Source organism: Nakamurella leprariae, from assembly GCF_016918035.1.
In the GTDB taxonomy this organism is placed as follows: Bacteria; Actinomycetota; Actinomycetes; order Mycobacteriales; family Nakamurellaceae; genus Nakamurella; species Nakamurella leprariae.
The window spans coordinates 37,236-60,357 of the sequence record NZ_JAERWK010000005.1 but is presented as its reverse complement, the minus strand read 5'-3'; the positions used below and the strand labels follow the sequence as shown (position 1 = coordinate 60,357).

General features: G+C 72.7%; 22 protein-coding genes and 2 pseudogenes. 18 read left to right on the top strand and 6 right to left on the bottom strand.

All coding sequences use genetic code 11. From position 1 onward, the window contains the following. The first annotated feature begins 130 nt into the window (after nt 1-130). The 4 genes from JL106_RS03105 to JL106_RS03090 all read left to right on the top strand — a co-directional run bounded on the left by JL106_RS03105 (nt 131) and on the right by JL106_RS03090 (nt 2,787). Nucleotides 131-583, top strand: coding sequence for an SDR family oxidoreductase (locus JL106_RS03105; RefSeq protein ID WP_205259227.1), 453 nt, complete (start codon nt 131-133; stop codon nt 581-583). Further along, entirely contained in the window at nt 580-1,575 is a 996-nt protein-coding gene (locus tag JL106_RS03100; protein WP_328841135.1) for an o-succinylbenzoate synthase, read from the top strand. Before JL106_RS03105 ends, JL106_RS03100 begins: the two co-directional genes overlap by 4 nt. Before the next feature lie 451 nt (nt 1,576-2,026). Further along, the gene (locus tag JL106_RS03095; protein ID WP_205259226.1) at nt 2,027-2,485 is read left to right on the top strand and encodes a hypothetical protein; all 459 of its coding nucleotides are present in this window, start codon (nt 2,027-2,029) and stop codon (nt 2,483-2,485) included. 20 nt (nt 2,486-2,505) lie between these two features. Further along, a complete protein-coding gene (locus JL106_RS03090) occupies nt 2,506-2,787 on the top strand; it encodes a DUF3040 domain-containing protein (protein WP_205259225.1) in 282 nt (93 codons plus the stop codon). Between the two features lie 51 nt (nt 2,788-2,838). Here the strand turns inward: JL106_RS03090 and JL106_RS03085 are convergent, their stop codons facing one another. Next, nucleotides 2,839-3,027, bottom strand: coding sequence for a hypothetical protein (locus JL106_RS03085; protein ID WP_205259224.1), 189 nt, complete (start codon nt 3,025-3,027; stop codon nt 2,839-2,841). Between the two features lie 139 nt (nt 3,028-3,166). Between JL106_RS03085 and menD the strand changes: the two genes are divergently transcribed. Both menD and JL106_RS03075 read left to right on the top strand, forming a co-directional pair. After that, nucleotides 3,167-4,966 carry a 2-succinyl-5-enolpyruvyl-6-hydroxy-3-cyclohexene-1-carboxylic-acid synthase gene (menD, locus tag JL106_RS03080; RefSeq protein ID WP_205259223.1) on the top strand — a complete coding sequence of 600 codons (1,800 nt, stop codon included), beginning with the start codon at nt 3,167-3,169 and terminating at the stop codon, nt 4,964-4,966. Between the two features lie 240 nt (nt 4,967-5,206). Continuing rightward, entirely contained in the window at nt 5,207-6,730 is a 1,524-nt protein-coding gene (locus JL106_RS03075) for a glycosyltransferase (RefSeq protein ID WP_205259222.1), read from the top strand. Nucleotides 6,731-6,900: 170 nt separating this feature from the next. Here the strand turns inward: JL106_RS03075 and JL106_RS03070 are convergent, their stop codons facing one another. Next, on the bottom strand, nt 6,901-7,518 hold the full coding sequence (locus tag JL106_RS03070; RefSeq protein WP_205259221.1) for a maleylpyruvate isomerase N-terminal domain-containing protein: 618 nt from the start codon (nt 7,516-7,518) through the stop codon (nt 6,901-6,903). Between the two features lie 116 nt (nt 7,519-7,634). On the opposite strand from JL106_RS03070, the gene JL106_RS03065 reads away from it, so the two are divergent. Continuing rightward, a complete protein-coding gene (locus tag JL106_RS03065) occupies nt 7,635-8,270 on the top strand; it encodes a maleylpyruvate isomerase family mycothiol-dependent enzyme (RefSeq protein WP_205259220.1) in 636 nt (211 codons plus the stop codon). A gap of 49 nt (nt 8,271-8,319) precedes the next feature. Here the strand turns inward: JL106_RS03065 and JL106_RS03060 are convergent, their stop codons facing one another. Together JL106_RS03060 and JL106_RS03055 are read right to left on the bottom strand one after the other, a co-directional pair. Beyond that, nucleotides 8,320-8,502, bottom strand: a complete 183-nt coding sequence (locus JL106_RS03060) for a hypothetical protein (protein WP_205259219.1) — start codon at nt 8,500-8,502, stop codon at nt 8,320-8,322. Nucleotides 8,503-8,723: 221 nt separating this feature from the next. Then, nucleotides 8,724-9,125 (bottom strand): hypothetical protein, encoded by a 402-nt coding sequence (locus JL106_RS03055; protein ID WP_205259218.1) that lies wholly within the window; start codon nt 9,123-9,125, stop codon nt 8,724-8,726. Between the two features lie 200 nt (nt 9,126-9,325). On the opposite strand from JL106_RS03055, the pseudogene JL106_RS22355 reads away from it, so the two are divergent. Then, nucleotides 9,326-9,778: pseudogene (locus JL106_RS22355) on the top strand (DUF222 domain-containing protein); the annotation flags it as partial. Nucleotides 9,779-9,897: 119 nt separating this feature from the next. Further along, a pseudogene (locus tag JL106_RS22350) lies at nt 9,898-10,209 on the top strand (HNH endonuclease signature motif containing protein); the annotation flags it as partial. A 20-nt stretch (nt 10,210-10,229) separates the two neighbouring features. Here the strand turns inward: JL106_RS22350 and JL106_RS03045 are convergent. Both JL106_RS03045 and JL106_RS03040 read right to left on the bottom strand, forming a co-directional pair. Continuing rightward, a complete protein-coding gene (locus JL106_RS03045) occupies nt 10,230-10,742 on the bottom strand; it encodes a DUF3592 domain-containing protein (protein WP_205259216.1) in 513 nt (170 codons plus the stop codon). Between the two features lie 7 nt (nt 10,743-10,749). Next, on the bottom strand, nt 10,750-11,463 hold the full coding sequence (locus tag JL106_RS03040; protein WP_205259215.1) for a demethylmenaquinone methyltransferase: 714 nt from the start codon (nt 11,461-11,463) through the stop codon (nt 10,750-10,752). A gap of 419 nt (nt 11,464-11,882) precedes the next feature. On the opposite strand from JL106_RS03040, the gene JL106_RS03035 reads away from it, so the two are divergent. The 9 genes from JL106_RS03035 to nuoH all read left to right on the top strand — a co-directional run bounded on the left by JL106_RS03035 (nt 11,883) and on the right by nuoH (nt 23,034). Continuing rightward, the gene (locus tag JL106_RS03035; RefSeq protein ID WP_205259398.1) at nt 11,883-13,229 is read left to right on the top strand and encodes a geranylgeranyl reductase family protein; all 1,347 of its coding nucleotides are present in this window, start codon (nt 11,883-11,885) and stop codon (nt 13,227-13,229) included. Between the two features lie 354 nt (nt 13,230-13,583). Then, nucleotides 13,584-13,952 (top strand): NADH-quinone oxidoreductase subunit A, encoded by a 369-nt coding sequence (locus JL106_RS03030; protein WP_407940072.1) that lies wholly within the window; start codon nt 13,584-13,586, stop codon nt 13,950-13,952. Nucleotides 13,953-14,052: 100 nt separating this feature from the next. Further along, nucleotides 14,053-14,631, top strand: a complete 579-nt coding sequence (locus JL106_RS03025) for a NuoB/complex I 20 kDa subunit family protein (protein ID WP_205259214.1) — start codon at nt 14,053-14,055, stop codon at nt 14,629-14,631. A 101-nt stretch (nt 14,632-14,732) separates the two neighbouring features. Continuing rightward, nucleotides 14,733-15,542, top strand: a complete 810-nt coding sequence (locus tag JL106_RS03020; protein ID WP_328841129.1) for an NADH-quinone oxidoreductase subunit C — start codon at nt 14,733-14,735, stop codon at nt 15,540-15,542. After that, on the top strand, nt 15,539-16,942 hold the full coding sequence (locus tag JL106_RS03015; protein WP_205259212.1) for an NADH-quinone oxidoreductase subunit D: 1,404 nt from the start codon (nt 15,539-15,541) through the stop codon (nt 16,940-16,942). Before JL106_RS03020 ends, JL106_RS03015 begins: the two co-directional genes overlap by 4 nt. Further along, the gene (gene nuoE / locus JL106_RS03010; protein ID WP_205259211.1) at nt 16,939-17,691 is read left to right on the top strand and encodes an NADH-quinone oxidoreductase subunit NuoE; all 753 of its coding nucleotides are present in this window, start codon (nt 16,939-16,941) and stop codon (nt 17,689-17,691) included. Before JL106_RS03015 ends, nuoE begins: the two co-directional genes overlap by 4 nt. 11 nt (nt 17,692-17,702) lie before the next feature. After that, entirely contained in the window at nt 17,703-19,082 is a 1,380-nt protein-coding gene (gene nuoF, locus JL106_RS03005; RefSeq protein ID WP_205259210.1) for an NADH-quinone oxidoreductase subunit NuoF, read from the top strand. Next, nucleotides 19,079-21,634 carry an NADH-quinone oxidoreductase subunit G gene (locus JL106_RS03000; RefSeq protein WP_205259209.1) on the top strand — a complete coding sequence of 852 codons (2,556 nt, stop codon included), beginning with the start codon at nt 19,079-19,081 and terminating at the stop codon, nt 21,632-21,634. The genes nuoF and JL106_RS03000 overlap by 4 nt, the downstream gene beginning before the upstream one ends. After that, nucleotides 21,631-23,034 carry an NADH-quinone oxidoreductase subunit NuoH gene (gene nuoH, locus JL106_RS02995; protein ID WP_205259208.1) on the top strand — a complete coding sequence of 468 codons (1,404 nt, stop codon included), beginning with the start codon at nt 21,631-21,633 and terminating at the stop codon, nt 23,032-23,034. Before JL106_RS03000 ends, nuoH begins: the two co-directional genes overlap by 4 nt. Nucleotides 23,035-23,122: the final 88 nt, after the last annotated feature.

Below are 23,122 nucleotides of genomic sequence, written 5' to 3'. Positions count from 1 at the left end.
GACGGACGAGCCTAGCCGGACGCCCCGGCCCTCCCGGGAGCGCCGGCGGAGCACCGCGGGCCGTGGGGTGTCGCCGCCGTTGCCTACGGTGGATCCGTCCGGACCGGATCACGCTCCTGGAGGGGACCTCGTGCGCATCGCCGTGACCACACCGACCGGGAACGTGGGCCGCCACGTCACCGCCATGCTCATCCGTGCCGGCCTGCGCCCGGTGCTGCTGGCCCGGCATCCGGACCGGCTGCCGGCCGAGGTGCACGAGCACGCCGACGTGCGCCAGGTCGACCAGGGTGACCGGGACGCGGTGATGGCCGCGACCGAAGGGGTGGACGCCCTGTTCTGGGTGGCCCCATCGGTCATGGTCGACGACTCGGTCGCGGAGTACGAGCGGGTCGGTGACGACGAGATGCTCGTCGGGCTGCGGGGTTCCGGGATGCCGGCCGGGATGGCCGAGGCGGTGCTGGGGATGTCGACCGGCCTTCGGGACGGGTTCGTGCCCGAGCAGCCGCGGACCGTGCTCACCACCACCCCGACCACCCTGGGGGCGTGGGCGTTCGAGGTGCTGCGGCCGCAGCTGGCGCGGTGACCGGCGCCCCGAGCCCCCGCGTCTTCGCCATCGGCATGCGCGCGCGGTTCCGCGGCATCACCGTCCGCGAGGGCGTACTGCTGCGCGGCCCGGTCGGGTGGGGGGAGTTCGCGCCGTTCTGGGACTACGACGACGCCGCGTGCGTGCCCTGGCTGCGGTCGGCGGTGGAGACGGCGACCCGGCCCTGGCCGGCGCCGGTGCGGACCACCGTCCCGGTGAACGTCACCGTGCCGGTGGTCGGCCCGGAGCGGGCGGCCGCGCTGGTGCGGGCCTCCGGCTGCCGCACGGCCAAGGTCAAGGTGGCCGACCCCGGCACCGACCTGGCCGCGGACGCCGACCGGCTGGCCGCGGTCCGGGAGGCCATCGGCGCCGACGGTGCGATCAGGATCGACGCGAACGCCGCGTGGGACCAGGACGAGGCGGTCGACGCGATCCGCCGGCTGGACCGGGCTGCGGGCGGTCTGGAGTACGTCGAGCAGCCGTGCCGCAGCGTCGCCGAGCTGGCCGCGGTGCGCCGCCGGGTCGCGGTGCCCATCGCGGCCGACGAGTCGATCCGGCGCGCGGAGGACCCGCTGGCCGTGGCCAGGGCCGGGGCTGCGGACCTGGCCGTGGTGAAAGTGGCCCCGCTGGGCGGAGTCTGGGCCGCCCTGCGGATCGCCGAGCAGGTCGCCGAGCACGGGCTGCCGATCGTGGTGTCCTCGGCCGTCGACACGGCGGTCGGCCTGGCCGCGGGGCTCGCCCTGGCCGCGGCGCTGCCCGAACTGCCGTACGCGTGCGGTCTGGCCACCGCCGCCCTGCTGGTCGCGGACGTCAGCGACGCCCTGCCGGCGCCGGTCGACGGGGCCTTGCCGGTGCTGCCGGCGCCGCCGTCCCCGGACCGGCTGGACACGGTGGCCGCCGACGAGGAGACGACCGCGCGCTGGACGGCCCGGCTGGCCCGGGTGGCCCGGCTGGTCGGGTTGCCGGAGGACGGGCACCTGGCCAGGGCCTGACCGGTGTCACCGAGCGGGCATCCCGGTGGGCCGGACGCTGACGCCGGTGCGGCGATGTGGTGATCGTGGTCTGCGGCAGTCGTCCCGGTTGGTGCACCCGGCGGTGCCCGGCAGAGACGAGGCGACAGCCCGATGACTGATGGAGACGACGGGATGACCGCCGGGTGGCGGACCCCGAGCCGCCAGAGCCGGGCGGGAGGACCGAGCCGCGGCCGCCCGTCGCGTCGGGGATCGGGGGTGCGGGTCGAGCAGGTCCTGCCCCGCGGGCTGCTCATCCTGCTCGGCATGGCGTCCGCGGTGGTCGTGCTGGCCGGGATGCGCCCGGTGGCCGACTTCCTGACGCCGATCTTCCTGGCAGGGGTGCTGAGCATCACGGTGCACCCGCTGCGGACCTGGCTGCAGCGGCACGGTGCACTGCCCTGGCTGGCCACCACGATGGTGGTGCGTCTCCATGGTGTTGTTCAGGGGTCTGGACAGCGCCACGTTCGCCACCCGGGCCGCACGCTTCCGCGACCGCCGCGGCCCGGCGCTGGACGCCCTCGCCGCCATCGCGCTGGGGACCGGGAAGTACTTCGCCGTGGCGACGGGGTTCGGCGCGATCGTGGCCGTGCTGGACCGGATCGCCCTGGTCATCCCTCAGGTCCCGGCCGCGCTGCTCTGGAGACTGCTGGCCTTCGTGACGAACGACGTCCCGGACATCGGGTTCATCATCGGGCTGGTCCCGCCGGCGCAGGACAGCCGGCCGGCGCCGGAGGAGGACACTGGAGTCCTCGCCCGGTCGGCGTCCCGGCTCCGGCTGGCACGCTCCGGGCCCGCAGCAGTTGGGGGCCGCACGAGACCCCGCCCCGCGGTCCAGCGCAGCGGCCGCACCTGCCCGAGCCCTCGGTCGTCGACCGGGTGCCCACCGTGATTCCCGGGAGGCGGTCGGCCGTGGCACTGTCCGATCACGAGCGCCACCAGCTCGCAGCGATGGAACAGCAGTTGGCGTTGCAGGACCCAGCGCTGGCCCAGAGGCTGCGCCGGCGTCCCCGCCGGGTGTGGATCAGAGCAGCGCTGGCCCTGACGCTGGGAGCGTCATTGCTGATCGCCGGGCTGGTGACGACCGCGGCCAGCGTGGGCTGGGGTCTGGTGCTCAGCCTGGTCGGCGGGGCCCTGGTCGGCCTGGGCGCCTGGCGGCTGCTGCGCCGGTGGCGCCCGCCGTCACCCCACTGATCCTCGCGGGCTCGAGACCGCGTCCGTCACGCTCGGTTCCGTCGGCCGGACCTACTCCGAGACGGTCTGGCTGGAGGAGGTGACCCGGTCGCGGACCTGACCGTCCTCCGTCTCGTTGCCGCCGGTGATGGTGAGCACGACGACGAGCACGATGCCGATGAAGACGAGCGCAGCGACGACGAAGGCGATCATCAACCGCGTGCTGCGGGGTCCGCGAGCACTGGGGTTGTCGGTGGTCATGGCGGGTCCTCGCATCCGTCCGGCCGATCCTGTCCTCGACCCGTACCCGGTTCCCGGCCGGATCAACCGTGTCGCACCGATCACGCCGGGGCGGTCCCGCATGGTCGGGTCCGGTGACGGCGGGTGTCAGGATGGTCGGGTGAACTCGTCGACCGCCATCGCGCAGGTGCTGGTCGACGAACTGGTGCGCTGCGGGATCACCGACGCCGTGCTGGCGCCCGGGTCGCGGAACGCGCCGCTGTCGATGGCGCTGCACGACGCCGACGTGCTCGGTCGCTTGCGGCTGCACGTGCGGATCGACGAGCGCACCGCCGGGTTCCTGGCCCTGGGCCTGGCCCGCGGGTCCGGCCGCCCGGTGCCGGTGATCACCACCAGCGGCACGGCGGTGGCCAACCTGCACCCGGCGGTGCTGGAGGCGCACCACGGCGGGGTGCCGCTGCTGGTGCTCTCGACCGACCGGCCGGCGCAGCTCCGCGACGTCGGGGCCAACCAGGTGATCGACCAGCGGACGGTGTTCTCCTCCGCGCTGCGGCTGTTCCACGAGTTCGCGCTGCTCGACCGTACGCCCACGGACGACCAGCTGACCAGCGCGAACGCCTATTGGCGGTCGATGATCGGCCGGGCCGTGGCGGCCGCGGCCGGCGGTGCGGGCCGGTGCGGGCCGGTCCAGCTGAACGTGCCGCTGATGGAGCCGCTGCTGCCGCCCGCCCTGGGCACCGCCGACCCGTCCTGGCCGGCCGCCTGGGCGGACCGTCCCGGCCCGGTGATGATCGCCGCCGAGCTGACCGGGCCGCTGTCCGGACGGCCGGGCGGCCGGGCCTGGACGTCGGTCGACGTGCCGGTGCCGGACACGTCGGTGCGGATCTCCCAGCGACCGTCGGCCCGGCCGCGGCGGCTGCTGGTGGTGGCCGAGCTGGGTGATCCGCGGGCCGCGCAGCTGGCCGCGGCGGGCCACGTGGTGGTCTCCGAGGTGGGCGGGGCCGACGGCGGCGACGTGCTGGGCGCCGGGGTGCAGCTGCTCGAGGTACCGGAGCTGCTCGAGATCGAGCCGCCCGAGCAGGTCCTGGTGCTGGGCCGGCCGACCCTGCACCGGGCGGTGCGGTCGCTGCTGGCCCGGCCGGCCGGACCGATCGGCTGGTCGGTGGAGGTCGTCGCGCCGCCGGCGGACTTCCCGGATCCGGCCGGGCAGGCCACGTCGGTGCGGCCCGACCTGGGCATCCTGCCGGCCGCCGACCAGCGGTGGGCCGAACGGTGGCGGGAGGCCGACCGGGCCGCGGTCGCCGCCGTCCAGGCCGAGCTCGACGGCCTGCCGGGCACGAGTTCCCCGCGGGCGGCGCGGGACCTGGTGCGGGCGCTGCCGACCGAGGCCGTCCTGGTGCTCGGGTCGTCCCAGGTGCCGCGGGACGTGGCCCTGGCCGCGCTGCCGCGGGACGGGCTCCGGGTGGTGGCCAACCGCGGTGTGGCCGGCATCGACGGGCTGGTCTCGACCGCGGTCGGGGTCGGCCTGGCCATGACGGACCGCCCGACGGTCGCCTACCTCGGCGACCTGAGCTTCGTGCACGACCTGACCGGCCTGGCCATCGGACCGGCCGAGCCACGTCCCGACCTCACCCTGGTGATCAACAACAACGACGGTGGCGGCATCTTCACCACGCTCGAATCGGGAGCGGCCAGCTACGCGCCGTCCTTCGAGCGCATCTTCGGCACCCCGCTGGGACTGGACCTGAGTGGCTGGGCTGCCGCCTGCCACATCCCGTTCACCCGGGTGCCGCCCGGTGCCGAACTGGCCGCAGCGATCGGGAACGGCACCGCCGAGCGGGGCATCGGCATCCGGCTGGTCGAGGTCGTCACCGACCGGACCCGGCTGCGGGAGGACCAGTTGCGGCTGCGCCGGGCGGCTCGCGATGCAGCCCGACGCGCAGTGACCGTGCGTGGTTGACCCCACCTTCGGGTGGTTGCGGACCGTGAGATCGCGGCGAGGCTGACCTGAGGGTGTCACCCTACCGGGCAGTACTGAGCCTCGATCGGGTCGTCACCTCGCGGAGCGTGACCAATTGACGTGTCAACGCGTTACGGTCTGTGCAGTCGTTCGGTGAACTCGAGCTGAACGACGGGGGGCCTCCGGTCGACGACGATCCCGGTGTCCCGGGCCCCACCACTCCCACCCCGAGGACTCCCGATGACGATCATGCTCGCCCCCCGGCGTGCCGGAACCACCGGCGGCCGTGCCCCGTCCGACGACGACCTCGACGCCCGGTTCGCCGACGTGGTCGACGGAGCCGTGCTGGCCAGTGCGCCGGCCGGCGGCTTCCGCGCCTCGCTGCAGCAGGTGCGGGCCGGCGCAGCCAAGTCGTGGCGGTCGATGTTCGGCCGGCGCAGCGCCACCAAGGCGACGCTGGGCCGCCCGCGCATCCTGGCGCTGGTGCCGGCGCACAACGAAGAGGCCGACATCGCCCGCACCATCGAAGGTCTGCTCGCCCAGACCCGGCCGATCGACCGGATCGTGGTGATCCTGGACAACTGCACGGACGGCACCGAGGCGATCGTCCGCCGCTACCAGGGTGTGACGGTGCAGCACACCGTCGGCAACATCGACAAGAAGGTCGGGGCCCTCACCCAGGGCTGGCAGCAGTGGGCCCTGGACCACGACTTCGTCCTCGGTGTCGACGCCGACACCGTGCTGGCCAAGGACGCGCTCGAGCAGCTCGAGGCCGAGATGGTCCGGGTGCCGTCGGCGGCCGGCGTGATGTGCCGCTACACCTTCGACATCAACCTGGGCACCACGTTCTTCGCCCGGCAGCTGATCCGCGCACAGCGGATGGACTTCGCGTCCTGGCTGACCGACATCATGGCCCGCAACCGGTCCACCTACGTGCTGGGCGGCCAGGCCACCCTCTTCCGCACCAAGCACCTGCAGCAGGTGACCACCGACTTGGAGCGCAACTCGCCGTGGGATCCCGACGCCCAGGTCGAGGACATGGAGCTGACCTGGCGGCTGCACGAGATGGGCCGGAAGACGTTGGTGTCGGCCACGGCTCGCGCCTACGCGGGTCCCATGGTGACGATGAAGGGCCTGATGGGCCAGCGGCGCAAGTGGGACGAAGGCATGGCCGCGCTGCTGTGGCGGCACAAGATGCCCGACAAGAACACCTTCATCCCGTGGAAGCAGCAGTTCTCCATGCTGGCCAACGGCCTCGTCCGGTTGCTGTTCCTGGCCATGCTGATCGCCGCACTGACCGTGCACCAGTTCACCTGGTCGCCGATCTGGTTGATCCCGATCGCCATCGGCGTCGCGCTGAACGTCAAGATCGCCTGGCGGGTGCCGGACCGGCGCCCGGCCGACATCGTCTACGCGCTGCTGGTCTTCCCGGCCGAACTGTGGCTGATCACCCGGGTGTGGTCGACCGCGGTGTCGTGGCTGAACATCTGGTTCGGTGCGCGTCGGGACGGCTGGGCGGCACAGGCGGCGGCCGAGGCGGGCAAGGGTGGCGGGTCCGGCGTCATCGGCAAGATGCTGGCCGTGATCCTGCTCGGCGGCGCGGCCGTGGCCGGGGCCACCTGGTGGTGGGTCACCCAGGCGTCGGTGCAGGTGCAGGAGACCGTGCTGACCACCGGCTGGAGCGTGGTCACCGTGATGACCCTGGCGCTCACCGGTTTCGCCCTCATCAAGCTGTTCAAGCCCACCCGCGGGTACCGGCCCTGACGCCGACCCCCTGAACTCGGTGGCGGCGGGTGCCGGGAGTCGCCCGCCGTCACCGACCCACCCTGGTCCTCAGGGTCCGGAGTCCACCTCCCAGCTCCAGGCCCGGCCGACCGCCCCAGCGCGGACGGCCGGGCCTGCGGGCGTTCCCGGGATCCCTGGAGAGCGACGGCTCAGACCACCGAGAAGTGCTCGGGCAGCGGCGACCGGCCGGTGAGCGCATCCAGCAGGAACGTGCCGGCGCCCAGCTCGAGGGCGATGTCGGTGGCCAGTCGCACCGCCACCGTCAGCACCGGATCCGGTAGTTGCCAGTCGATGTCGAGCGCCCGGGCCAGGTCGCGGCAGTGCACGGCCAGCTCGAACGTCCGGGTCGGCAGGTAGTCGGCCACCCGGATGCCACCGGCGATGCTGCTGATCACCGCGTCCCCCGATGCGTCCGCCACCCGGGCCGTCGCCGCGGTGACCAGCGCGTCGATCGACGCCACCGGATCGTCGCCCAGGTCGCGCCCGGCCTGCCGGCCGCGCTCGGCCACCTTCTCGGGGGTGAGCGCCGGATCCTGCGCGGTCATGATGCCGATCGCGACGTAGTAGGCGGCCGCGGACCCGATCTCCACCCGCTCGGCCGGCCGGTCCAGGTAGTCCCGGACGGTGGTCAGCGAGCGGCTGGTGTGTCCGACCAGGTCGCGGACCGACCATGTCCCGAGAGCGGGTTCCTGCCAACGATCCTCGGGGATCTGGGCGGCCAGGTTGGCGAAAGCGTACGCCGCATTGCGGAACACCGGATCATCCATGGGCCGCACGGTACCGAGCGATCGTCGACCCCGCGCTCGGGCCGTCGGCGACCGACCTCCACACTGCGGAACGAGGACCGCAGGCGCCGGTGGGCGGGTGGGAGAGGACGGGATCGATGACCGAGCTGGAGACGATCGCGGCTGAGCGGTCGGCCCTGGTCGATCGGCTGTCGTCGTTGACCGACGACGACTGGCAGGTGCCCAGCCTGTGCCGCGGCTGGTCGGTGCGTGACGTGCTGGGCCATCTGGTCACGCCGTTTGTGGTCTCCGCCCGGACGTTGCTGGTGACCGCGGCACGCGAGCGCGGCGTCGACGCCGCGATGGACGTGCTGGCCCGGCGGATCGCCGAGCGGGATCCGGACGACCTGCTGGCGCTGCTGCGGCAGCACGCCCGGTCGAGGTTCCGTCCCCCCGGCCAGCCGTTCGGCGCTCCGTTGACCGACGCCGTGGTGCACAGCGTCGACATCCGGTGGAGCCTCGGTGACGTCCGGGCCGACTGGGGGGATCCAGCGCGGCTGGCCCCGCTGCTGCAGTACCTGACCACTCGGCGCGCCCGGATCGCCTTCCTGCCCGGGCGCCGGTTGGCCGGCCTGCGCCTGCAGGCCAGCGACCAGAACTGGAGCAGCGGCACCGGTGCGGTGGTGGCCGGTCCGAGCCTGTCGCTCGCCGCGGCCGTGCTGGGGCGAGCTCCGGCGTTCGACGATCTCACCGGGGCCGGCGTCGCCGTCCCGCGGCAGCGCACCGGCGCCTGACCGCACCGCGCGGGGGACCCCTGTCAACCGGCGGCCCGGGCCAGTGCCGTCATGCCCAGCGCAGCCGCACTCGGCTGACCGGCAGCCGGAGCAGATCGCTGCCGGCGCCGAGCCGCGGGTGCTCGGGCACGGTCTCCGTGGCCAGGACGGTGCCGGTCAGGTGCGCAGCCAGCTCGGTGAGCACGGTGGTGGTGTCCGAGGTGCTGGTGGTGTTCGGGGTGCTGGTGGTCATGGCGGGGTCCTCGCGGTCTGAGGAGGTGACTCGGTCGGCATCTCCGTGCCCGCAGGGCTTGTCGTCCGCTCGGTGGTTCGCTTGGTGCGAGGTTGAGGGGGCTGGCTGGGCGACGGTGTGCATCGAGGAATGATCGGGGCGATGCCTGCACGACGAAGCCTGCGATGGACGACGGAGTCCGTACGATCGCCACCCGGTCGCGGGACGCGCCCGTCGGTGGTTCAGGCGTCGTTCAGGTTCGAACCGTCGGCGCTGATGGCGTCGATGCGGTGGACATCGAGCCGGCGGGGGTGCACCAGCACCGCCAGCCGTCCGCCGAGTCGCGTGACATCGCCGTGCAGCGTCAAGTCCTCCCGGGTCCCGTCGGACAGCACCACCACGATGGCTCTCACCAGGGGGCTGGCCCGGACGATCAGCATGGTGGGCCCGAAGTCGTTGCTGCCCGAGGTCAGCTCGAGGTGGCCGGCGGTCGGTCGTCCCGGACCCTGACTGCCGAGGCCCCAGAGCCGCTTGCCGGCTGCGGTGGTGACACTCAGCTCGGTCGTCAGGTCGCGGGCGTCGCCGTCCACCGTGAGCACCCAGTGGTCGCCCTCGATGGAGAAGCCCTCAGCCACGACGTCCATGACTCGGATCTTCGCCCATCGACGGTCGGTCGGCACGGGCCGGAAGTGTTCGCATCGCCGTGCTGGTTGCCCTCATCCGGTGTCGAGGCTGAGATCGTTCCGCTGCGCGGTCTCAGTCGTTCCGCTGGCAGTTCATCACCGTGCGCTGTGATCGGGTTGCCGCGAGTGAATTGTCGGTGGCCTGTGGCAGGGTGCCAGTCATGACCGAGACCATCGCTGCAGCGCCTGATCTGGGGTCGCTGGCCGACCCGGTGATCGACGCTGCCGTGGTCTCCGCCCGCGAGCTGCTGGCCGACCTGCACGCCGACGCGGGCTGGACCGCGCTGACCGACCTGCAGGTCCTGGAACGCGCCCGCGCCCTGGAGGACCTGCACCGCCTCGTCGGCGCCATGCGGATCACCGCCGCCGGCGCCGTGGACCGCCGCCACCTGGCCAACCGCTACGGCGCCGCGTCCACCGCCGGACTCCTGCGCGAGGTGCTGCGGGTCCGTCCCGGCCAAGCTCGTGAGCTGGTCCGCGCCGCCGCGGCCGTGCTGCCCGACCGGCAACTCACCGGGCACCTGTCCCCACCGCGACTGCCCGAACTGGCTGACGCGATGCTCGACGGGTCGGTCAACGGCGACCACATCAGCGTCATCGAGACCACCCTGCGGTCCCTCCCGGCGCGCGTCCCAGCCGAGGTCCGGGCCACCGTGGAACGCACCCTGGCCGTCTTGGCCGACCCCGACGGCGACCTCCCCCCCGGGCAGGACCCCGCACACACCCCTCGCTGGCCCTGGGCCACCGCGACCGCGGCTGCGCCTTCCCCGGCTGCGACCGACCTCCCGGCTGGTGCGACGCACACCATGTCCAGCACTGGGCCGACGGCGGACCCACCAACCTGGACAACACCGTCCTGTACTGCCGACACCACCACACGGTCATCCACACCGGCCACTGGACCGTCACCATGAACCCCGACGGCCACCCCGACCACACCCCACCAGTGTGGATCGACCCCCACCAACACCCCCGCCGCAACCACCTGCACCACCCCGAACCCTGGTCGGGTACAGGGATGACGTCACCGCAGAGGCGGCAGTGAGCGTCCGGGTGACCGACAGGTCAGCGGGGCGACGCGGCGTCGTCGGCGCGGGGCGGTCGCCAGGGGAGCGCGATCCACGGCCGACCGGAGCGCCGGCGCAACCACCAGGCCACCGGCAGGGTGACCAGCCAGCTGCCTCCGAGCGTGAGCAGCAGCGGGATGGTGCCCACGCTCGCGGTGCGGCCGGCCACCCGGACCGTCTCCGGCGACTCGGTGGAGTACTCGACCATGAACCGCTGGCCGACGCTGAGCAGGCCCGGGTAGAGCACGCCGTCCGGTGGGCGGATCGTCATGCCGTCGGCGGCGATGAACTCGACGCCGGTGCGCAGCGGCGTCACCGACAGCACGGTGGCGGTCGCGGTGCCGCGGTGTCGGTCGATGTCCTGGTCGTCGAGTCGCATGCCGACGGCGAGGGCGAGGACCATGATCGTCACCGCGGCGGCCAGCAAGACCAGGATCCGGGCCGACCAGATCTTGACCAGGCCGGCCCGGGCGGGCGAGTCGGTGCCGTCCGCCGTTCCGGAGCGAGCCACCGTGCGATCAGCCCGCGACGGACGGAGGCGCGTCCTCGGTACGGATGGCGTGGTGCAGGGCGACGACGCCGAAGGTCATGTTGCGCCAGGCCACCTCCGACCAGCCGCTGCCGGCGATCAGACCGGCCAGCCGGACCTGGTCCGGCCACTGCTCGATCGTCTCCTGCAGGTAGGTGTAGGCCGACGGGTCGGACGAGACCCGGCCGGCCAGCCAGGGCAGCACCGAGCGCAGGTACCGGTGGTACGCCCACCGCACCGGCGCCGGCCGCGGCCGGGAGAACTCGCAGACCAGCAGCTGGCCGCCCGGCCGGGTGACCCGGGCGAACTCGCTGAGCGCGGCGCTCGGGTCCAGCACGTTCCGCAACCCGAAGGAGATGGTGACCGCATCGAACACACCGTCCGCGAAGGGCAACCGCATGGCGTCGCCGGCCACCCGGGGCAGCTCGGGGTGACGGCTGGCCCCGAGCATGCCGAGCGAGAAGTCGGTGGCCACGCACCAGGCGCCGGTGGCGGCCAGCGCGGCGGTCGACACCGCGGTGCCCGCGGCGACGTCGAGCACCCGTTGACCGCGGTGCAGGGCGAGGGCGCGGACGGCGTGCCGTCGCCAGCGTCGGTCCTGACCACCGGACAGCACGGTGTTGGTCCGGTCGTACCGCGCGGCGACCGCGTCGAACATGGCAGCCACCTGGTCCGGCTGCTTGTCCAGACTGGCCCTGGCCACGGCGTGCTCCCCACAAGTGCTGGCTGGTCCGCCCGCGGTCGGTCAGGACCAGCGGTCGGATCTCGGTCGACGGTCGGGCGCGCAGCCGCCACGAGCGACGGCCGACGGCCCGGGCGGGAGTCTAGCGAGCGTCGAGCGTCCGGTCGGGGGAGCGACGGCGAACCGGTCCCGGCAGAACGGCGCGACACCGAGTGGCCGATCGAGGGGAAAGGGGGTGGTGTTCCGGCGACGAGGTCCTACACTGAGACCCACACCACTTCGTGAAGGATTTCACAAAGTCGACCGGCGATCCGATCGCCGTCGGACCCAGGGTGCCGCCGCCGATATCCTCCGGGTCAGACGAACGATCGTGGAGGGTCTTGCGCATGAGCGTCCGTACGGGTTCCACCGGGCATCCTGGTGGGTCCGACCTGGCCGGGATGGCCGGGTTGACCGGCGATCTCGACACCGAGGCCGACGTGATCGTCGTCGGCGCCGGTCCGGCCGGGTCGACGGCGGCGACCCTGCTGGCCCGCAGCGGCCTGGACGTGCTGCTGCTGGAGAAGTCGACCTTCCCGCGCGACAAGGTCTGCGGCGACGGCATCACACCCCGTGGGGTCAAGCAGGTCCTGGCCCTGGGCATCGACGTCTCCGGGCCCGACTGGATCAAGAACCGCGGCCTGCGGGTCGTCGGCGGCGGCCGATCCATCGAGCTGCCGTGGCCCACGTTGCAGGACTACCCGGACTTCGGGCTCGTCCGACCGCGGCGCGACTTCGACGACCTGCTGGCCACGCTGGCCGTCAAGGCCGGCGCCCGGCTGCACACCGCCACCACGGTGACCGGCCCGGTGGTCGACGACCGCACGGGTCGCGTCGTCGGCGTCGAGGCGACCGTCCGCGACACGCCCGACGAATCGGACTTCGTCGGAGCCGCTGACGCCCGTCCGGTCAAGGCCGGCAGGCGCACCCTCACCTTCCGGGCCCCGGTGGTCATCGCCGCGGACGGGGTGTCGGCCCGGGTCGCGCTCGGGCTGGGCATCGCCAAGCGGGACGACCGGCCGCTGGGTGTGGCCGTCCGGCGGTATTACGAGAGCCCGCGGACGAACGACGACTTCCTGGAGTCCCACCTGGAACTGTGGGACCGCAGCGACGCCGCGGACCCGAAACTGTTGCCCGGCTACGGATGGATCTTCGGCCTCGGGGACGGCACCGTGAATGTCGGCCTGGGCATGCTGAACTCGTCGTCGGCGTTCGGTCGCACCGACTACCGGGCGCTGCTGCGCACCTGGCTGGACGGCACGCCGCCGGAATGGGGACTGCGCGGTGAGGAACACGCGATCGGTCCCATCAACGGCGCCGCGCTGCCCATGGGCTTCAACCGCACCCCGCACTACCGCGACGGTCTGCTGCTGGTCGGCGACGCCGGTGGGGCGGTCAACCCGTTCAACGGCGAGGGCATCGCCTACGCCATGGAGTCGGCCGCGATGGCGGCGGACGCGGTGCTGCAGGCGCTCGGCCGCCCCGACGGGCCCAGCCGCGAGGCGGCGCTGCACGGCTACGTGGCCGCCATGAAACAGCACCTCGGCTCGTACTACCGTCTCGGTGGGATCTTCTCGTCGCTGATCGGCCACCCGAAGATCATGGCCACCGCGACCCGGCTGGGCCTTCCCCGCAAGCACCTCATGTACCTGGTCCTCAAGCTGCTCGCCGGCCTGCACGACAGCCGCGACGGCGACTGGGCCGACCGGGTCGTCCGTGGCCTCACCAAGGTGGCGCCCAGCGTCTGACCCGCCCCACACGTCCCGGATCACTGCACCGTCGCAGTCCGGGCGGAACACCAGCTCCACCGCCGCACCACCCCAGCACCGAGAGCACCACCGGCACCGCGCACCACCAGCACTCGACAGCACCAGCACTCGACAGCACCAGCACTCGACAACACCAGCACTGAGCACCACCACCAGCACTGAGCACCACCAGCACTGGGCACCATCAGCCGTCGGCACCACCCGCAGCATGACCCGGATCAGAGTGGATCCGGGGCGCGAGCACCTGACGCACTGGCCCCGGCCAGCGGCACGCCGCACGCAGCACGCAGCACCGGACCGCTCCGGCGATCCCGGCCCGCAGGAGAAGCAACGATGCTGACCTTGTACCTGCCGATCGTGATCCTGCTCGTCCTCGCCCTGGTCTTCGCCGCGTCCATGGCCACCGTCGTCTCGGACGGCGTCGGCCCACGGCGGTGGAACCGGGCGAAACTGGACGCCTACGAGTGCGGGATCGAACCCACGCCGCTGCCCGCAGGTCGGGCCGGCCGGTTCCCGGTGAAGTTCTACCTGACCGCGATGCTGTTCATCGTCTTCGACGTCGAGATCATCTTCCTCTATCCGTGGGCCCAGTCGGCCGTGCAGCTCGGCGTCTTCGGGCTGATCGAGATCGGCTTGTTCGTCCTGACGGTCGGCGCCGTCTACGTCTACGTCTGGCGCCGCGGCGGACTCGACTGGAACTGAGCCACTTCTGATGTCCCGCGGCGGGCCCCGCCCGCCGCACCGACGCACCGCCCCGTCCCGTCACCGCGGCCGACCCGGCTCCGCGGGGAAGGAGATCCCGATGGGTCTCGAGGAGAAGCTGCCGAACGGCATCCTGCTGACCAGCGTGGAGAAGCTGGTCAACTGGTCCCGCAAGGCGTCGCTGTTCCCGGCCACGTTCGGCCTGGCCTGCTGCGCGATCGAGATGATGACCACCGGCGCGCCGCGGTACGACCTCGGGCGGTTCGGTATGGAGGTGTTCCGGGCGTCACCCCGGCAGGCCGACCTGATGATCGTCGCCGGCCGGGTCACCCAGAAGATGGCGCCGGTGCTGCGGCAGATCTACGACCAGATGGCCGAGCCGAAATGGGTGCTCTCCATGGGCGTCTGCGCCTCCAGTGGCGGCATGTTCAACAACTACGCCGTGGTGCAGGGCGTCGACCACATCGTGCCGGTCGACATCTACCTGCCCGGGTGCCCGCCGCGGCCGGAGATGCTCATCGACGCCATCCTCAAGCTGCACGCCAAGATCATGGACGAACCTCTCGGCGTGCGGCGGGCGGCCGAGAAGGCCGGCGAGCGCACCGAACTGGTCGCCTCCTCGGTGCGCTACGGCAAGGGCCGGGACATCCCGGTCGGGGCGCCCGGGTGGCAGCCGTGACCGGCGGCGAGCCACCCCGGGACGATGCGGGCAGCGGCACCGACCCGGCCCCCGGCGGTACGTCGGGCCAGACCACGTCGGGCGGAGGCGGTTTCAGCTCCGTGGACAGTCCGGCGGAATCGCCGAAGGGCACCACGGGCGATGCCAGCGCCGGCCCGGAGGGTAGCGAGGGCGCCCAGGGCAGTGACACCGCCGGCCGGGCCCTGGCCGCGCCCACCGCACCCGACGGGCGCCGGAGCGCGGGACCGCCGGTCCCGGTCACCGGCACCGAACGGCACGGCATGTTCGGCCAACACGGCTCCGGCGACACCTCCGGCTACGGCGGCCTGATCACCGCGCCGTACGTCCCGGTGCCGGCCGAGCGCCCGTACGGCGGCTGGTTCGACGACCTGGCCGATCGGCTGGCCGACGCCATGGCGGCGCGCTCCATCCCCGGCTCGGCGATCAGCCAGGTGAGCGTCGAACACGGCGAGATCACCTTGGCCGTTCCACGAGAACACCTGGTGTCGCTGCTGTGGACGCTGCGCGACGACCCGGGCCTGCGTTTCGAACTGGCCTCGTCGATCTCGGGGGTCGACTACGGCATCGGGGTACCGCGGCGGCTGCATGTGGTCTACGAGCTGACTTCGATGACCTGGCGACGACGGATCCGGCTGGAGGTGGCCGTCGACGTCGACGACGCCACGGTGCCGAGCGCGGTCGGTGTCTACCCGACGGCCGACTGGCACGAGCGGGAGATCTGGGACATGTTCGGGATCGTCTTCTCCGGGCATCCGGGCCTCACCCGGATCCTCATGCCCGACGACTGGGACGGCCACCCGCAGCGCAAGGACTACCCGCTGGGCGGGATCCCGGTCGAGTACAAGGGCGCCGAGATCCCGCCCCCGGACGAGCGCAGGAGATACGGATGACACGCGCACGCTCCACCCGCACCACCGAGGGCCGGGTCTTCACCGTCACCGGCGGTGACTGGGACGAGATGCTCAGCGAGGCCGGGTTCGACGGCGGGACCGGGCGTCTCGTCGACGAGGGATTCTCCGGAACCGGACCGGACGCCGGCGCCTCCGGTGACGAGGAGTTCGCCGGGGACGGCGGCGACGACCGGATCATCATCAACATGGGGCCGCAGCACCCCTCCACGCACGGCGTGCTGCGGCTCATCCTGGAACTGGAGGGCGAGACGGTCGTCCGGGCCCGCTCGGTGATCGGCTACCTGCACACCGGGATCGAGAAGTCCTGCGAGTTCCGCACCTGGACGCAGGGTGTCACCTTCGTGACCCGGGCCGACTATCTGTCCCCGGCGTTCAACGAGACCGTCTACTGCATGACCGTGGAACGGCTGCTCGGACTGCAGGTCCCGGCCCGGGCCGAGGTCATCCGCGTGCTGCTGATGGAACTCACCCGGATCTCCTCCCACCTGGTCGCGCTGGCCACCGGCGGCATGGAACTGGGCGCACTCACCGCGATGACGGCCGGGTTCCGGGAACGCGAGGAGGCCCTGCACCTCATGGAGTACCTGACCGGGCTGCGGATGAACATGGCGTTCGTCCGCCCCGGCGGGGTGGCCCAGGACCTGCCGGACGGGGCGCTCGAGCACATCCGCGGCTTCATCGACGTGATGGACTCCCGGCTGCCCGAGTACGACGCACTGCTGACCGGACAACCGATCTGGAAGCGGCGGATGGTCGGCGTCGGGGTGTTGCCGCTGGAGGGCTGCATGCAGCTCGGTATCACCGGGCCGATCCTGCGCTCCGCTGGACTGGCCTGGGACCTGCGCAAGACCATGCCGTACTGCGGGTACGAGACGTACGACTTCGACGTGCCGGTGGCCACCGAGGCCGATTGCTACGCGCGGTTCCGGTTGCGGCTGGAGGAGATCCATCAGAGTCTGCGGATCATGCGGCAGACGGTGGACCGGCTGGCCGAGCCCGGCCCGGTGATGGTGGATGACCCGAAAGTGGCGTGGCCCGCGCAACTGTCGATCGGCGGTGACGGGATGGGCAACTCGCTGGAGTACATCCGCCGGATCATGGGCCAGTCGATGGAGTCGCTCATCCACCATTTCAAGCTGGTCACCGAGGGCTTCTCGGTCCCGCCCGGGCAGGCCTACGTGGCCATCGAGAACCCGCGCGGCGAACTGGGGGCGCACTTGGTCTCCGGTGGCGGTACCCGGCCGCTGCGGGTGCACCTGCGCGACCCCGGGTTCGTGAACCTGCAGGCCATGCCGGCCATGGCCGAGGGCTCGCTCATCGCCGACGTGGTGGCTGCGGTGGCGAGCATCGACCCGGTGATGGGCGGGGTGGACCGATGAGTCACACGGAAGGTCGCATCGGCGTCCCGGTCTTCCTGGAGACCGGGCAGGTGTTCGACGAGCTCACCCACCGGCGGGCCGAGGAGATCGTCGGGCGGTACCCGGTGGCCCGGTCGGCGCTGCTCCCGCTGCTGCACCTGGTCCAGTCGGTGGAGGGCTGCGTGTCCCAGCCCGGGATCGACTTCTGCGCGGAACAGCTGGATCTCACCGCGGCCGAGGTGTCGGCGGTGGCAACGTTCTACACCATGTACAAGCGCCGCCCCTGCGGGGAGCACCTGGTCAGCGTGTGCACCAACACGCTGTGTGCGGCGCTCGGCGGGGACGCCATCTACTCGACGCTGTCGGCGCACCTGGGTGTCGGGCACGAGGAGACCACGGGTGAACCGGCCGAGGCGGGCGCCCCGGGCACGATCACCCTCGAGCACGCCGAGTGTCTGGCCGCCTGCGACCTGGCCCCGGTGCTGCAGGTCGACTACGAGTACTTCGACGAGCAGACCCCGGACTCCGCACTGGATCTCGTGCTCGCCCTGCAGGCCGGTGGCTCGCCCACACCGACCCGCGGCCCGGCACTGCGGAACTTCCGCACCGCCGAGCTGGAGATCGCCGGCATCTTCCCGGACGCCGACGAACGGGTGGCCGGGCCGTCGCTGGCCGAGCCGACCGTCCGGGGCGTCCGCGACGCCGAACGCACCGGGCAGCACGCACCCCCGGGCGACGACGTGCCCATCCCGCCGCTGCCGGAGAAGTAGGGAGACCTGCCATGGCTGACACCGCAGTCGGAGCCACCGCGGTCGACGGAGCCGGTGCGCCGCTCACCCCGGTGCTCACCCGCCGGTGGGCGGCGCCCGAGTCCTGGACCCTGGCGAGCTACCGGGAGCTGGGCGGCTACCGGGCGCTGCCCAAGGCCTTGGGTGTGGAACCGGCCCGGGTCACCGAGCTGGTCAAGGCCTCCGGCCTGCGCGGCCGGGGCGGGGCCGGGTTCCCGACCGGGATGAAGTGGTCGTTCCTGCCGCCGTTCGACCCGGCCGCACCCACGCCCCGGTACCTGGTCATCAACGCCGACGAGGGCGAACCCGGGACCTGCAAGGACATCCCGATGATGATGGCCGACCCGCACTCGCTCATCGAGGGCGCGATCATCACCAGCTACGCGATCAACGCCCCGTTCTGCGCGATCTACGTCCGGGGGGAGGCGCTGCACTGCCTGCGTCGGCTGGCCGGCGCGGTACGCGAGGCGACGGCGGCCGGGTACCTGGGACGGGACATCCTCGGCAGCGGCTACGACCTGGAGATCGTCGTGCACGCCGGGGCCGGGGCGTACATCTGTGGTGAGGAGACCGCGCTGCTGGACTCGCTGGAGGGCCGGCGCGGCCAGCCGCGACTCAAGCCGCCCTTCCCGGCGGTGGCCGGTCTCTACGCCTCGCCGACCGTGGTGAACAACGTGGAGACCATCTGCTCGGTCCCGCCGATCGTGCTGCACGGCGCCGACTGGTACCGCTCGATGGGCACCGAGAAGTCGCCCGGCTCGAAGATCTACTCGCTGTCCGGGCACGTCACCCGGCCCGGGCAGTACGAGGCCCCGATGGGCACCACGCTGCGGCAGCTGCTGGACAGTGCGGGCGGCATGCGGGACGGCATCCCGCTGAAGTTCTTCACCCCGGGCGGCTCGTCGACGCCGATCTTCACCGCCGAGCACCTGGACGTCCCGCTGTCGTTCGACGACGTGGCCGCGGCCGGCTCCATGCTCGGCACCACCGCCCTGATGTGCTTCAACGAGACCGTCTCGGTGCCGTGGGCGGTGTGGAAGTGGCTCGAGTTCTACAAGCACGAGTCGTGCGGCAAGTGCACCCCGTGCCGGGAGGGCACCGGCTGGCTGGTGCAGATCCTGCACCGGATCGTCACCGGCGACGGCACTGCCGAGGACCTGGACACACTGACCAGCGCGGCGGCCAACATCGCCGGCCGGTCGTTCTGCGCCCTGGGTGATGCGGCCGCCACGCCGGTGCTGTCGTCGTTCAAGTGGTTCCGGCAGGAGTACGAGGATCTGGTCACCGGGGTCACGCCACCGCTCGTCGGCGACCGCGCGCTCGGGGCCGGGACCGTCGGAACCGGGACCAGCACGGTGGGAGCGCACCGATGACCCAGGTCGCCACCCCGCCGGCCGGCACGCCCGAGCAGGAGCCGCCCGGGCCGCCGCCCGGCCACGTCCGGCTCACCATCGACGGCGTCCAGGTGGACGCGCCCAAGGGTGAGCTGGTCATCCGGGCCGCCGAACGCATCGGCACCGCCATCCCACGGTTCTGCGACCATCCGTTGCTCGACCCGGTCGGGGCGTGCCGGCAGTGCCTGGTCGAGGTCGAGATGGGCGGCCGCAAGATGCCCAAGCCGCAGGCCGCCTGCACCCAGACGGTCGCCGACGGCATGGTCGTGAACACCCAGCTGAGCTCGCCGGTGGCCGAGCAGGCGCAGCGGTCCAACCTGGAGTTCCTGCTGCTGAACCATCCGCTGGACTGCCCGATCTGCGACAAGGGCGGCGAGTGTCCGCTGCAGAACCAGACCTTGGCCAACGGGCCGTCGGCCTCCCGGCTGCGTGACCCGAAACGGGTCTTCACCAAGCCGATCCCGGTGTCCACCCAGATCCTGCTGGACCGGGAGCGGTGCGTGCTCTGCCAGCGCTGCACCCGGTTCTCCGCGCAGATCGCCGGGGACCGGTTCATCGACCTGCTGGAGCGCGGGTCGGCCCAGCAGATCGGGATCAACCGCACGGAGCCGTTCCAGAGCTACTTCTCCGGCAACACCATCCAGATCTGCCCGGTGGGGGCGCTGACCTCGGCCGCGTACCGGTTCCGGGCCCGGCCGTTCGACCTGGTCTCCACCCCGACCACCTGCGAGCACTGCGCGTCGGGCTGTTCGCTGCGCACCGACTCGCGGGCCGGTGGTATCACCCGGCGGCTGGCCGCGGACGACCCGCAGGTCAACGAGGAGTGGAACTGCGACAAGGGCCGGTTCGCGTTCACCTACCTGCGTCAGGGCGATCGGCTGACCCAGCCGCTGGTCCGGAACGCCGACGGGATGCTGCGCCCGGCGTCCTGGACGGACGCCATGGCGGCGGCGGCCCGCGGGCTGCTGCAGGCCCGCGACGCCGGAGGTGTCGGGGTGCTGCCCGGCGGCCGCGTGTCCGTCACGGATGCCTACGCGTACGCCAAGTTCGCCCGGGTCGCGCTGCGCAGCAACGACATCGACTTCCGGGTGCGCGACACGCCGGTGCTGGACAACGGTGCCGAGGAGGCGGGCTTCCTGGCCCGCCGGGTGGTCGGCCGTGGCCCGGGGCGCGGCGGTGTCACCCACCAGGAGCTCGAGCACGCGCCGGCCGTGCTGCTGGTCGGCTTCGAGCCGGAGGACGAGTCGCCCATCGTCTTCCTGCGGCTGCGCAAGGCCGTGCGGTCGCGGGGTCTGGCCGTGTTCGCGGTCGGCGCGTTGGCCACCCGCGGGCTGGAGAAGCTGGACGGCACACTGTTGCCGGCCACGCCCGGCACCGAACCGGCGGTGCTGGCCGGGCTGACGCGTGAGGGCACCGCCGACACCGGGCTGGGCGAGGCGGCCGCCGCCGCCCGCAACCGGCTGGGCGCCGCCCTGCGCAGCGCCGGCGCGGTGCTGCTGGTCGGGGAGCGGGCGGCGGCGGTGCCCGGCCTGCTCACCGCGGTGGAGACGCTGGCCGACGCGACCGGGGCCCGGATCGGCTGGGTGCCGCGGCGGGCCGGCGATCGCGGGGCGCTCGAGGTGGGCGCCTTCCCGACGCTGCTGCCCGGCGGGCGGCCGGTCACCGACGCGGCGGCGCGAGCCGAGGTCGAGGCGGCCTGGGGCGTTCCCGTGCCTGAGACGCCGGGCCGGGACACGGGCGGCATCCTGGCCGCGGTGCGGGACGGGGACCTGTCCGGGCTGGTCATCGGCGGGGTGGACCCGGCCGACCTGCCCGATCCGGGAGCGGCGCTCACCGCGGTGACCGCGGCGTCCTTCGTGGTCAGTCTGGAGATCCGGGCGAGCGCGGTGACCGAACTGGCCGACGTGGTGCTGCCGGTCGCCGCGGCGCCGGAGAAGCCTGGCGCCTTCATGAACTGGGAGGGCCGGATGCGACCGTTCGCGGCGGTGCTGCCGGAGGTCGGCCGGCTCGACGAGGGCCGCGTGCTGGACACGCTCGGCGTCGAGATGGACGTCGACCTGTACACCCAGACCCCGGCCGCGGCAGCCGGTGAGCTGGGCCGACTGGGCGGCTGGCCGGCGGAGCGCACCGCGGCCGCGATCGATCCGGCGGGTCCGGTCCGGTCGGGGCCGCCCGAGTCGCACGGGCTGACCCCGCACGACAAGGTGCTCACCAGCTGGCGACCGCTGCTCGACGGTGGCCGGATGACCGACGGTGAGCCGGCGCTGGCCGGCACCGCGCGGCCCGAGGTGGTCCGGCTGTCGGCGGCGTCCGCGCAGGCGCTCGGCGTCGTGGACGGCGCGCCGGTGACCGTTCGGGGCCCGGGCGGAGGGCTGACCCTGCCGGTGGCGGTGACCGAACCGATGCGGACCGACGCGGTCTGGCTGCCGGCTCGGGTGGGTGGTCGGCCGCTCTCGGCCTGGATCGGGACCAGCGCGGGACATGCGGTCCGGGTGATGGCAGGGGCAGGGATCGGTAGGGAGGCGCGATGAACGAGCTGCTGGGTCCGGACGGCTCGGTGCAGCCGCTGCTGGCCGGGGATCCCGTCTGGCTGAGCCTGATCAAGGCGGTGATGATCTTCGCCGGCCTGCTGCTGCTGACGCTGTTCGCCATCTGGTTCGAACGGCGCGTGGTGGGCCGCATGCAGCACCGCCCCGGTCCGAACTGGAACGGCCCCTTCGGGTTGCTGCAGTCGCTGGCCGACGCGCTGAAGCTGCACTTCAAGGAGGGCATCATCCCGGCCCGGGCCGACCTGTTCGTCTACATCGCCGCCCCGGTGATGTGTGCGGTGCCGGCCTTCCTGATCTTCTCGATCATCCCGCTGGGCGGGCCGGTGTCCCTGTTCGGGCACGAGACCGCGCTGCAGCTCACCGATCTCAACGTGGGGGTACTGGCCGCCTTCGCGCTGGCCTCGATCGGCGTCTACGGCATCGTGCTGGGCGGCTGGGCGTCCGGATCGACGTACCCGCTGCTCGGCGGGCTGCGCTCGGCCGCGCAGATGATCTCGTACGAGGTCGCCATGGGGCTGTCCTTCGTCGCGGTGTTCCTGCTCTCCGGGACGCTGTCGACGTCGGCGATCGTGCACCAGCAGGAGGGCGGCTGGTACGTCTGGCTGCTGCCGGTGTCGTTCGTGGTCTACGTCATCTCGATGGTCGGTGAGACCAACCGCGCGCCGTTCGACCTGGCCGAGGCCGAGGGGGAGCTGGTCGGTGGGTTCAACACCGAGTACTCGTCGATGCGCTTCGGCCTGTTCTTCCTGGCCGAGTACATCAACCTGATCAACGTCTCGGCCATCGCCACCACCCTGTTCCTGGGCGGATGGCGCGCCCCGTGGCCGATCTCGCTCATCCCCGGGGTGAACGAGGGCTGGTGGACGCTGCTCTGGTTCTTCATCAAGGTGCTCGCGCTCATGTTCTTCTTCGTCTGGATCCGCGGGGCGCTGCCGCGGATCCGCTACGACCAGTTCATGAGTCTGGGCTGGAAGGTGATGGTACCGATCTCCCTGGTGTGGATCGGCGTGGTCGGCACCGTCCGGGTGCTGGACACCACCACCGACCTGACCGGCTGGGCCGTGCTGGCCTGGGTCGGCATCCCGACCGCAGTCCTGATCATCGTGGTGTGGCTGCTCTTCGCCCGGTCGGCGGCCCGGCGGCGCCAGGCGGCCGCGCCGGCCGGGACGACCCCGCCGGAGGACCGGGTGCTCCCGGGCACCGTGGTGCCGGCATCGGTCGGCTCCTACCCGGTGCCGCCGCTGGACCTGGCGGTGCCGCCGGCGCCACCGCGTCGGGACCGTACCGCCGATGCCGGACCCGATGCCGCTGCGCTGCCGAGTTCTCGCACCGAGCCGGTCCCGGCCGGCGCCCCGTCCACCCCCGGAGGCGAGCGTGTCTGAGTCCGAACCCGGCCTGCCCGAACGTGTCCCGGACGACTGGGCCGGCCAGCCGGTCCCGGCCGGTCCGCCGGAGCCGGCCACCGCGCCG